Raw genomic sequence first — 12,364 nt, forward strand, 5'->3', positions numbered from 1 at the left:
ACCAATGAAATCGCTCAAGTCTAGCTTAGTTATTCTAGGTAGTGTCGGATTGCTGTTTTTGGGAGCTTGCAGTAAAGGCGACCAAGCAAGCGATCCAAATAACACTCCAGCCTCCCCTCCTGTAGCCTCTCAACCTGCCTCTTCTACTCCCGCCACTGCTCCTGCAACAGCAACTAAAGGGGGACAAGTTGTAAAGTCTGGAGCTTACTATTTAGAATTTGTACCTGAAAAAGAAGCTACCGGAACTCATTTAGATGTTTTTGTGCAAAAAGGGGAGAAAAAGGAACCAGTTCCTAACGCCAAAGTGACGGCTCAATTGCAGTTGCCGAATGGAAAGCAGCAAACCCTAGCTCTCAAGTATGATGCTGAGGGCAAACATTACGCTGTGGTGTTTCCCGGCAAAGATGCAGGAAGTTATCCCGTGAAAGTTACTGCGGATATTAACGGAGAAAAAGTTGATGGTCGTTTTACCTTCAATCAATAAATAGCTGATTTCCTAATGCGCTCTAACTTATGGGCGCATTAGGAAATCAGCAACAAACAACTGCCTCTTGCATTTCCACTAAACTAAACTTTTCCGGCAAATATACTTTCACAAACTCAAAATCATCTGATCTCAAAAATTTAAATTTTTGAGTAAAAAATGTGTACTAATGTAGATGATTGATATTTGTTTGCGATCGGCAATTATATTGAATCTACAACATCGGAGTGCGATCGCCTGCGTCAGCTATTGCTGATAAAGGGTTACAAATTTTCAGCTCAACATTTGCATCCTTTGTTGAGTAAACCTTTTAGGACTGTTAGTACATTTGTATGGGGGAAGTCCAGGTTAAAACTCCGCTGACAAATGCCCGTCAGGAACCATCGCGGACTGGGCTGGATTTTGATCGCACCTTGACAGGGTTAGGGAACGATCGCTTATGATGGGGAGCACGGGGATCGGGTGCATCGCTAGGCTAGCCTTGGGCAATGGCAAAGCTGACGGACTGGGGTTAGATCGCGAATTAGAAGTGATGATGTCAACCTATTAGAAGTGATGATGTCAACCTAGCTACTTAAAAAAATCTCAAATTAGCTAACCAGGCTTCTAGAGCGTGCGGCGAACTCTTTCATGCCTGAAACAATGATTATCAAGCGAATAAAGTGATTGTCCCAGCAGTGGAAAGACCCCGTGGCAAACACTGTTAGATTGACTTGCTCAAACTATAAGCAATACAAATATGTATATTCAGAATCAATTTAGTTGTTTTCTTATTGGAGAAGGAACTTTACTTATTCAATGTGCTGAACTTCTTTTAGAGCGGGGTCATCAGATTTTCGGTGTCATCTCCCGTGATGTATCGATAAGTAGCTGGGCGAAGGCAAAGCACATACCTCACATCCCACAAACAGAGAATCTCATAGCATTTTTAAGACAACAGCCTTTTGATTACCTATTCAACATTGTCAACAGATCGCTATTACCCAAAGAAATTTTGGAGTTGCCGCGTCAGTTAGCGATCAACTACCATGATGCCCCACTGCCGAAGTATGCGGGACTCAATGCTACCTCTTGGGCTTTGATGCACCGGGAGAAGACTCATGGGGTGACGTGGTATGTGATAAGTAATTTGGTTGAGGGCGGCGATATCCTGAAGCAGGTTGCTATCGATATTGCTGATGACGATACGGCTTTTTCTCTCAATGGGAAATGTGATGAAGCGGCGATTCGTTCGTTTGAAGAGTTAGTTGATGATATCTCAAGTGGCCAAGCGTTAGCGAACAAGCAGAACCTAGATGAGCTAACCTATTTGGGACACTCAAAAAGACTTTTTGCTGGAGGTGTACTCTCGTTCAATCGTTGTGCCTATGATATGGATGCCGACATTAGGGCATTGGACTTTGGTTCCTACCCCAATGCCCTTGGTGTGGCGAAGTTGAGTATAGGGAGCGACTTGATCATTATCCCCAAACTCGAAGTTAAGGATGACCTGTCTAAGTCTTCTCCAGGAACAATCACGGCGATTGAACCCAACTTCTTGACGGTTTCTACAGCAAGTTACGAGGTAGTGCTGCGCCAAGTGCTGACCATCGACGGTCAAGCGCTATCGATTCCTGATTTGGTCGAGAGATTTGGACTGCAAGTTGGGTATAAGTTTAAGGACATCGAGCCAGACAGGGCGAGGCGTATTGAGAGGTTTGATGGATTAATTGGTCAGCACGAGGATTTTTGGGTAAAGAAATTAGCGACGTTACAGCCAATTACGGTTCCCTATGCAGATCCGATGGCATCACACTTGGAACAGAAGCAGTACACAAGTGTAAAGATGTCCATACCGCATGAAGTCACAACATTTCTGGAGGAGCGCCAGCCCGAATGGAATAAAGGCGACTTCCTGTTTGCTGCTTTTGCCATTTATCTGGGCCGTATTGGAGGAACTGGATGTTTCGATATCGGATTTAGAGATGTCGAGCTGCAACGGGAGTTAGTAGGGATCGAAGGCGGTTTTGCCTCAATTGTTTCTTGTCGCGTAGATATAGACTACGAGCAAAGTTTTGAGGAAGTTTTTAAAGTCATTGAGGAGCAGGTGGAGTTGACCAAACTTCACAAGACTTATGCGCGTGATGTCGTAGCTAGGTATCCAGCTCTTCGTTCATTGCCCGATCGGAGTCGTGAACCCATTTTTCCGGTGGTCGTAGAACGGGTAGAAAAACTAGACGAGCACCAAGCCGGGTTTGGTAATGAGTTGACGCTGGTCATTCCGTCAGAGGGGAAAGAATGCTGTTGGCTCTATAACACCGAGGCATTGGATGGTGACAGCATTGCCAGGATGTTGGATCAGTTTGCTACTTTCTTGCAAGGTATCGTAACTGACCCCAAAGGGCGCGTTGCCGATCTGCCTCTGTTATCTGAGCGAGAGTGTCACAAAATTCTGGTGGAGTGGAATGATACTCAGGCAGATTACCCCAAGGATAAGTGTATCCATCAGTTATTTGAGGCTCAGGTGGAGCAGACACCTGATGCGATGGCGGTAGTTTATGAAGACAAACAGTTGACCTATCGGGAACTAAATGGCCGAGCGAATCAGCTAGCGCACTACCTGCAAAAACTGGGGGTAGGACCAGAGGTTTTAGTGGGGATTTTTGTAGAGCGATCGCTGGAGATGATGGTGGGGCTTCTCGCTATTCTCAAAGCGGGTGGAGCCTACGTGCCTCTAGATCCGGCATATCCGAAAGAACGTCTAGGGTTCATGCTGTCAGACTCACAGGTGTCGGTGCTATTGACCCAAGAGAAGTTGCTAACTCGATTGCCTGAGCAAGGTGCGTATGCGATCTGCTTGGATACAGGCTGGGGGTTAATTTCTCAGGAGAGTGAGAAGAATCTCAACAGCGGGGTTAATGCCGCCAACTTGGCTTATATAATTTACACCTCTGGGTCAACCGGGAAACCAAAGGGAACGATGATTGTCCACCAAGGATTGGTCAATTATCTTAGCTGGTGCATAAAAGCGTATGCAGTAGCCGATGGGGTTGGTTCTCCGGTTCATTCTTCGATCGGCTTCGACGCGACCATTACCAGCTTATTCTCTCCCCTATTGGTAGGACAGAGGGTAGTCTTCCTCCCAGAGAAGCAGGAGATAGAAGCTCTTAGTGCCGTCTTGTGTTCTCAAAGTAATTTTAGCCTCGTCAAAATCACCCCGGCCCATCTGGCACTACTCAGTGAGTTATTACCCAGTAAGCAGGCGGCGGGTCAGACAAGAGCCTTAATTATCGGTGGCGAGGCTCTCTCGAAAAAGAGCATTTCATTCTGGCAGACTCACGCACCTGAAACTAGACTAATTAACGAATACGGTCCCACAGAAACGGTTGTTGGATGCTGTATCTATGAGGTTCCGGCTCAGACCTCCCTATCAGGTTTGGTTCCAATTGGTCGTCCTATTGCCAATACTCAGCTTTATATATTGGATCGGTCTCTCCAACCCGTCCCCATCGGAGTCACAGGTGAACTGCACATTGGTGGCGACGGTTTAGCGCGGGGCTATCTCAACCGGACAGAGTTGACGACCCAGAAGTTTATCCCCAACCCCTTTAGTAACCAACCCGGAGAACGTCTGTACAAAACTGGGGACTTAGCTCGCTATCTACCCGACGGCAACATCGAGTTTCTCGGTCGTATCGATAATCAGGTGAAAATTCGTGGCTTTCGCATCGAGCTGGGCGAGATTGAGGCAGTGCTGATGCAAAACCGGGCTGTCCAAGATGCCGTAGTTATAGACCAGGAGTACGACCTTAATGACAAGCGCCTCGTGGCCTATGTGGTTCCTAGCCAGGAGCAAGTCCTCTCCATCAGTGAACTGCGCCGCGACCTAAAGCAGAAACTGCCCGAGCACATGATACCTTCTGCATTTGTGCAGCTCGAAGCGGTGCCGCTGACGCCCAACGGTAAGGTCGATCGCCGCGCTCTCCCAGTGCCTGACGGGACAAGATCAAATCTAGAAGAAACTTTTGTGCCACATCTTACGCCTTTTGAGGAAGTGCTCGCGGGCATCTGGAGCGAAGTTCTCAGGCTTGAGTGGGTGGGCATTCACGACAACTTCTTTGAGTTGGGGGGACATTCCTTACTAGCAACCCAAGTCATTTCTCGCGTGCGCGAAGCTTTCGGAGTAGAACTCCCCCTGCATACTCTCTTTGAGGAGCCTACCCTAGCTGGCTTGGCCAAGAGCGTCGAGACAGCCAGCCGAGCAGAAGAAAAAGGCAGTCTACAGGGTCTGCCCATTAGTCTCATCTCACGCGAGGGAGACCTGCCTTTGTCGTTTGCTCAGCAGCGGCTGTGGTTCCTCGACCAATTGATGTCTGGGACACCCCTATATAACCTCCCTAACGCTCTTGGCTTGAAAGGTTCGCTCAACGTGACGGCACTAGAGCAGAGCTTAAGTGAAATTGTGAGGCGTCACGAAGCTCTACGGACTACCTTTAGTGCTGTGAATGGGCAGCCAATTCAGGTCATTCATCCGGCTGTTACCTTGCTGTTGCCGATCGTAGACCTCCGGGAACTTCCTGAGACTGAACGGGAGGTGGAAGCTCAACGGTTAGCTACTGAGGAAGCTCAGCGCCCCTTTGACTTGGTTAATCAACAATTGTTTCGCGTCAAACTCTTGCACCTGGCAGAAGAGGAACATTTGCTCCTGTTGACCATGCACCACATCGTCTCCGACGGCTGGTCTCTTGGTGTGTTTATGGGGGAATTGACGGCGCTTTATGAAGCTTTTTCCACTGAGAAGTCCTCGCCATTGCCTGAACTACCTATCCAATATGCTGACTTTGCGGCCTGGCAGAACGAGTGGCTCGTCGGTGAGGTGTTGGAGGTTCAACTTAACTACTGGAAGCGGCATCTAGGTGGTCAGTTGCCCGTGCTGGACTTGCCCACCGATCGCCCCCGACCTCCAGTTCAAACTTATCGAGGTGCAAGGCAATCTCTGGAACTGCCTAAGAAAAGTTCCGATGCCCTCAAAGCGCTCTCGCAGCAGGAAGGCGTTACTTTGTTTATGACCTTACTGGCGGTCTTCCAGATACTACTCTACCGATATACAGGTCAGGAAGACGTTATTGTGGGTTCTCCCATCGCTAATCGCAACCGCGTTGAAGTTGAAGGGTTGATTGGATTTTTTGTCAATACTTTGGTGCTACGAACTGAGCTTTCAGGCGAGCCAAGTTTCCGGGAATTGCTAGGTCGGGTGCGTGAGGTGGCTTTGGGAGCCTATGCTCACCAGGACTTGCCTTTCGAGAAGCTGGTAGAGGAACTGCAACTAGAACGGGATTTGAGCCGTAATCCCCTGTTTCAGGTGATGTTTGTTCTCCAAAATGCCCCGATATCGGCTTTGGAGTTTCGGGGTCTAAGTCTAACCCCTCTGGAAGTCCATAACGGCACAGCAAAGTTTGATTTAACCCTTGAACTAGAAGAGAGTGCGGAGGGTATCAGGGGCTGGTTTGAATACAACACAGACTTGTTCGACACCCTCACTATCACCCGGATGACGAACCATTTTCAGACCTTGGTGGAAGGCATCGTCGACAATCCCGAACAGCGCCTCTGCGATTTACCCCTGTTGAGTGCAGCCCAACAGCATCAACTGCTAGTGGAGTGGAATAACACCCAGACAGATTACCCCAATCAAGCCTGTATCCATCAGTTATTTGAAGCCCAAGTAGAGCTAACTCCTAACGCGGTTGCAGTAGTCTTTGAAAACGAGCAATTAACCTACCAGCAGCTCAATTATCGTGCCAATCAACTAGCACACCACCTGCAAAAAATGGGTGTGGAGCCAGAAATGCTGGTCGGAATTTGTGTAGAGCGATCGCTAGAGATGATCGTAGGACTCCTAGGCATTCTCAAGGCTGGTGGGGCTTATTTGCCGTTAGACCCATCGTATCCCCACGATCGTCTAGCCTTCATGCTGGAAGATGCCCAGGTGTCGGTGCTATTAACCCAACAGAAGCTAGTCGCAGGTTTTTCCGAGTACAAAGCACAGCGTTTGTGCTTGGACACCGACTGGGAAGTAATCGCCCAAGAGAGCGAGGAAAAACCCCTCATCTGCCTGACGAGCGATAACCTGGCTTATACAATCTATACCTCCGGTTCTACAGGGAAACCCAAAGGAGTGCTGGTAACCCATCAAAACCTAGTCCACTCCACCAGTGCTCGTATTTCTTATTACAGCGAACCCGTCACCAGTTTCTTCTTACTTTCGTCGTTTGCCTTTGACAGTTCGATCGCAGGCATCTTTTGGACATTGTGCCAGGGAGGCATACTTGTAATACCACCAGCAAATTTCCAACAAGAGCTGTTACAGCTTACAAAGTTAATTGCTCAACATCATGTATCGCATTTATTGAGTCTTCCATCTCTCTATAACCTGATTTTGGATCAAGCGGAATCACAACAGCTCACTTGTCTTCGTAGTGTTATTGTGGCAGGCGAACCGTGTTCCAGAGAGTTGGTTGAACGCCATACTAAGCTGCTGGCTAAGACATCTTTGTTCAACGAATACGGGCCAACAGAAGGAACGGTCTGGAGCAGTGTATATCATTGTCAGTCTTCGGCACTCAGAACACAGGTTCCGATTGGTCGCCCTATTGCCAATATGCAGATATATCTGCTGGATAAATATTTGAATCCTGTTCCCATTGGTGTACAGGGGGAACTCCACATTGGTGGTGAAGGCATCGCCCGAGGCTACCTCAACCGCCCCGAGTTGACCAAAGATAAATTTATCCCCAACCCCTTTAGCAATGAACCAGGGACACGCCTTTATAAAACTGGGGACCTAGCTCGTTATCTACCCGACGGCAACATTGAGTTTCTCGGTCGCATAGATAATCAAGTCAAAATCCGTGGTTTCCGCATCGAACTGGGGGAGGTTGAGTCAACTCTATCCCAATATCCTACTGTGCAGCAGTGTGTAGTAACAGCAAGGGTTGACATAGAAGGCGACAAACGTTTAGTTGCCTACATTGTTTCCAATCAACAGCAGAAACCCACTACCGACGACCTACGATGCTTCCTCAAGCAAAGGCTCCCTGACTATATGGTGCCATCAGCCTTCGTTTTCCTAGACACCATACCCCTAACACCCAACGGGAAAATAGACCAGCGCGCCCTGCCCGCACCCGACGGGCTCAGGCAAGAGCCAGCTAGTACCTTTGTGCCTCCCAGCGATGATTTAGAAATCCAACTAACAAAAATTTGGGAAAACGTTTTACGCAAAAAGCCCATCAGTGTGAAGGACAATTTCTTTGACGTGGGAGGACACTCTCTACTAGCCGTGCGCCTATTGGCACAAATCGAGAAAGCCTTTGGGAAAAATCTCCCCCTGGCTACCCTCTTCCAATCACCAACTATTGAGCAACTGGCCAACATTCTCCGCCAGAAAGGATGGTCAGCACCTTCGCAAACGGTGGTGACAATTCAACCGGGAGGCTCTAAACCGCCTTTGTTCTTTTTCCATGTACTTGGCGAGGGTCTAAAGTTTTGTCGCCCTTTGGCCAGTCATCTAGATCCTGAACAACCCATTTATGGGCTAGCAGTAGGGATTATGGATGAAGTTTCTTTGAATAAAATTGAGGATCTGGTGGCTCACTACCTCAAAGAAATGCGAATCATCCAACCTGAAGGTCCTTATCTTTTAGCAGGTATATATTGCGGGGGCCGAATAGCCTATGAGGTGGCGCAGCAGCTCCACGCGCAAGGTCAAAAGGTAGCTCTGCTAGCCTTGTTAGATACTTTAAAAGATGATAGAGCCATCAAAATAATGCCAGTCGAAGAGCGGGTATTGGCGCACTGGAATAACTTTTTACGATTTGGCCCCGCCTACTTGTTAAGCCAGAGGAGGCTAGAGGAAGCAAAGAATCGGCTAATGAGTATTTACTGCGAGTTTTACGAGCGTATGGGGCGTCCTTTGCCTCCAGCTTTCCAAAGCTTCACTTATCGAAAGAAAAAAGAGGAGGGAAATATGGAGTGGGAGTTCGCACCAAAACAGGTTTACCCGGAGCGAGTGACCCTCTTCCGGCCTATGGAGAACATGGACTTCTTAGAGCCTGATTTGGGATGGAGCGAACTGGCTCCTGGAGGATTGGAGATCCATGATGTTCCTGGCAATACCTTTAGTATGCTACAAGAACCTCACGTACAGGTGCTGGCTGAAAAATTGAGGGAGTGCATAGATCGTGTGCAGGCGGATGATTTCTATCATGTCGGGCCGATTAACGATGATTAAACTTTTGCCTCCGGCTACCAAGAGACTGGACTTCCCCCATACAACTGTACTAACAGTCCTAAAACTCTTACTCAACAAAGGATTCAACTGTTGATCTGACAATTTGTACCCATTTATTAGCAATAGCTGATGCAGGATCTCGCGCTCAATTGTTGTAAATTCAATATAATCGCCGATTACAAACAGATATCAATCATCTACATTGGTACACACTTTTTTACTCAACAATTGACACCTTTGTGATAAGAGGCTTTTGAGTTTGTGTAAGTATATTTGCTGGGGCAAGTTCCGACTAAAAAGCCGATCGTATTTCGATCGCACTTAATTTCCTATTTCATTACCTGTGTTTTTTTCAATGGGAAAAAGACGCGACCTGCCAGACTTTGGAAGTAGATGCCACCGACAGTACCTAAAAACATCAAATAGGCGATCGCCTGCACGACATAGAGCTTATCCGTGTAGCCAAACAGCGCACTCAACAACAAACCGGGAAACTTTTCTTCGGGAAGCAGTTGCGAGGTATTCCAGACCATCGGCCCGAGAATGCAAGAGTGAATTTTAGTAAATCTTTCGTAATAGAAACACAGTGCTGCTGATTCGCGATTTGTTTGCGATAAAATATTCATCGCGCTGTCAAAAATTCCCAAAGTAGATACCACTAAACCCGCTACAATAAAGAGCAATAAAATGCCCATATATTTGAAAAACAGGCGGATATTAATTTTGACTCCCCATTTAAATAGCAGGACGCCCAGTCCGGTGGCTGAGAGAATGCCCGCCAAAGCGCCGAGGGCTGGAATAATGCCTTGTTGAAACTTGGCAACGACAAACAAAACAGTTTCAAACCCTTCGCGCAAAACGGCAATAAAAACTAAACTAAATACGCCCCAACCAGCATGAGAGTTTTGCGTTAAGGCGGCACTCACAGCGCCTTCAACTTCGGCTTTCATAAATCGCGCTTGCTTGGTCATCCAAATCAGCATCCAGCTCAGCATTGCGATCGCTATCAGCCCAAAGATTCCCTCTAGCAGCGACTCCATAATCGGTGCAAAAGGCTGATTGGATGCGGACAAAATTTGAATCGTCCAGCCGAAAAGTACACCTATCAAAGCGCTGGCGATAAGTCCAACGCCAACACCACCGAAAACCCAAGGACTTAAATAACTTTGTCCTGATTTTTTGAGGCAAGCTAGAACGATTCCGACAACTAAAGCGGCTTCGACTCCTTCGCGGAGGGTAATTACAAATGTGGGCAATGCTTCGCCAAAATTCATTTTTTTATGGTGGGAATGAGAGTGGTTAATGAGCGAGGTAATTGGCAGATTATTTACCAATTACCGCTCTTGATGAGAGTGGTGTTTTTAGGATGCTGGTTTGAGAACTTTTTGGCTGTCGCTTTCGATCGTTTTAACTAGCTGGTTGACTTGTTCGGTGGTTTTGACGGGGGTGGGGGGTGCGATCGCCGTTGGCCAATTTGTCTTCAGTTCAGCCATGTTGGCAACAATTGCTTTGTCAATTTCAGGGCTGGTTTTAGCCACTTGTTCGGCGATATCTTTGTACAGCATTTCCGCGTACATGACAAAACCCCGCGAATCTTGGTATTCAATAATTGCGGAAATTTTGCCGTTAGCAACTGCGGCTCCGTATTCGGAATTAGCTGTATCCAGCAAGCCGTTAATCACTTGCAGCACGAATTTCGGATCTTTTCGCTGCGTTTCGGGAAGGGCGGCAATTGCTCCATCAACTGCTTGCATAGATGTGTCAAATTCCGCCTTGACTTGAGCCGGATCTTTTGCACCCGCTTTAACTAAATCCTGCAATTTAATTAAAGTAGCCTTAAATTCAGGAATTTTACGCTCGTTTAACTGATCTTCCACATCGGCATAAATTTCTTCGACTGGATGCCCGATGTGCGGTTCTGCCTGGTCGGGTTTGCCTTGATCCAATAGTTCTTGGGCTACGAAAAGATGCCCTTTCATCAAGCCAAGTTTAGTCATGTAATCTACATCTTTGGCTTCGCCTGTCAGCACCACATTTTCAATAGTTACCAGGTCTTTAATTTGGTCGAATTGGGCTTGAGTAATGACATTTTTGGAAACCAATTCTTCGACTTTTCCGTAAGGGCGGCTGGCTTGAATTTTGTTAGAAAGTGCCGGCACTCCTAACTTGGCTTCAAGTTTATCTAACTCTGAAAGAATGGCAGTATTGATGTTGATGCCGCCCTTGCCGCCGTGATTCCCGCTGTGACCGCTTGTGGATGCCGGACTGGCTGTGGCAGCGGGTGAGGGTGTGCTGTCGGTGTTGCTAGCCGTGGGGGAAACGCAACCGGTCAGAGCAACGAGGATGGCTGTAGCAGTGACTGTAGGTAATAAATGAAAAGTTGATAACATGGCAGTTGCTAATTTTTACGTTATGTGCATTTGGACTCGCAAGTTATTAAGAAACTTTCTCAATTATTTACGAGCTATTCATTTTACCTATTTGCGATCGAGCTTGTCAAATAATTTCATACTTTATGTGAATCGGCGCACCCTGGTAGCAGGATTCGGTTTAAGTGATGACTTCAAATACCCCCATGCAGCCTGCTTCGGCGATCGCATCTTGATGGGGATGAAACATATATTTTCCAGGGTAGCCGTAGGTAAATTCTAATATATGTCTTTCAGCTACTCCCATGGTGATGACATCAGTTCTTTCACTGGGAGTTAAAGTCATTCCCGTGCGATATACGTCAAAAAAGTTGGCGTGCAAGTGGAAAGTTACTGCTGCTTCGTACTCAATCAGGTTGAGAACGTAGAGCCGGATTAACTGATTTTTGTAAATAGGAATCGGGTTATTCATATAATAATTTGGCAACCCATTAAAAGCGTATAGTTCGTTTTTTTCGTCCTCGTTTACGTCATATCCCCCCATGATTAACATGATTTCATCTGCGGGAGGACGGGGTTTTGGCGGATCGATAATGAACATTCCATATAGTCCTTTACCGATGTGGCGTGTTACGGGAGCAATATGGCAGTGATATAGATGGACTCCATAAGGATTGGCATCGAATTCATAAATAAATACCGAACCGTTCCTTACTGGTTTAACGCCATCCATTTCTGTGGGGTGAATGCCGTGAAAGTGCAGCGAGTGAGAATGTCCACCTTTGTTAGAAAAGATGACGCGGATACGATCGCCCTCAGTTGCCCTCAATGTCGGCCCCGGCACGCGATTGTTGACGTTCCAGGTGTTGAAAGTGACGGCGCTGTTAAGTTGGACGATCGAAGTATTAGCTTCCAGGCGAAATTCCCGAACCGTGCGCCCGTTTTCGCGCGTCACCGTGCCGTAATCAAAATCCCGCGCAATTTGCATCGGGTTGATATTGCTGACGGTGAGTGCATCTGCCGGGATTGGCGGAATTCTCGCCACTGATGTCGGTTTGCGAGTCAGGTTTTGAAGTGCGATCGCGCTCCCCGCTACCCCAGCCCCAGCTATTCCTAGCTGTAGCAGTTGGCGGCGACTCCAGCGCCCAGCCTTTTTAATGGCGGGGCGATCGGATAAATCTGTCATACTTATTGATAATTTTTCGCAAAAATTTACTCGTGGTAGATTATAAGACATTA

Annotated in this window: 5 protein-coding genes; 2 read left to right on the forward strand and 3 right to left on the reverse strand. The window is 47.3% G+C overall.

Annotation, left to right across the window (positions count from 1 at the left end):
• Positions 1-4 precede the first annotated feature (4 nt).
• A complete protein-coding gene (locus QUA45_RS01025) occupies positions 5-484 on the forward strand; it encodes a hypothetical protein (protein ID WP_333218964.1) in 480 nt (159 codons plus the stop codon).
• Positions 485-1,223: 739 nt separating this feature from the next.
• The gene (locus QUA45_RS01030; RefSeq protein WP_333094707.1) at positions 1,224-8,756 is read left to right on the forward strand and encodes an amino acid adenylation domain-containing protein; all 7,533 of its coding nucleotides are present in this window, start codon (positions 1,224-1,226) and stop codon (positions 8,754-8,756) included.
• 329 nt (positions 8,757-9,085) lie between these two features.
• Here the strand turns inward: QUA45_RS01030 and QUA45_RS01035 are convergent, their stop codons facing one another.
• From QUA45_RS01035 to QUA45_RS01045, 3 genes are all read right to left on the reverse strand, one after another.
• Positions 9,086-10,030: an FTR1 family protein gene (locus tag QUA45_RS01035; RefSeq protein ID WP_333094708.1), complete on the reverse strand. Its 945-nt coding sequence runs from the start codon at positions 10,028-10,030 to the stop codon at positions 9,086-9,088.
• 87 nt (positions 10,031-10,117) lie between these two features.
• Entirely contained in the window at positions 10,118-11,146 is a 1,029-nt protein-coding gene (locus QUA45_RS01040; protein WP_333218966.1) for a helix-hairpin-helix domain-containing protein, read from the reverse strand.
• 160 nt (positions 11,147-11,306) lie between these two features.
• Positions 11,307-12,311 carry a multicopper oxidase domain-containing protein gene (locus tag QUA45_RS01045; RefSeq protein ID WP_333094710.1) on the reverse strand — a complete coding sequence of 335 codons (1,005 nt, stop codon included), beginning with the start codon at positions 12,309-12,311 and terminating at the stop codon, positions 11,307-11,309.
• Positions 12,312-12,364 lie beyond the last annotated feature (53 nt).

The organism is Microcoleus sp. Pol12A5, from assembly GCF_036701435.1.
GTDB lineage: Bacteria > Cyanobacteriota > Cyanobacteriia > Cyanobacteriales > Microcoleaceae > Microcoleus.

What these genes read in the sequence shown, in the direction of transcription:
- QUA45_RS01025 (WP_333218964.1), top strand. Translation starts at nt 5, where the DNA reads ATGAAATCGCTCAAGTCTAGCTTAGTTATTCTAGGTAGTGTCGGATTG.
- QUA45_RS01030 (WP_333094707.1), top strand. Translation starts at nt 1,224, where the DNA reads ATGTATATTCAGAATCAATTTAGTTGTTTTCTTATTGGAGAAGGAACT.
- QUA45_RS01045 (WP_333094710.1), bottom strand. Translation starts at nt 12,311, where the DNA reads ATGACAGATTTATCCGATCGCCCCGCCATTAAAAAGGCTGGGCGCTGG.
- QUA45_RS01035 (WP_333094708.1), bottom strand. Translation starts at nt 10,030, where the DNA reads ATGAATTTTGGCGAAGCATTGCCCACATTTGTAATTACCCTCCGCGAA.
- QUA45_RS01040 (WP_333218966.1), bottom strand. Translation starts at nt 11,146, where the DNA reads ATGTTATCAACTTTTCATTTATTACCTACAGTCACTGCTACAGCCATC.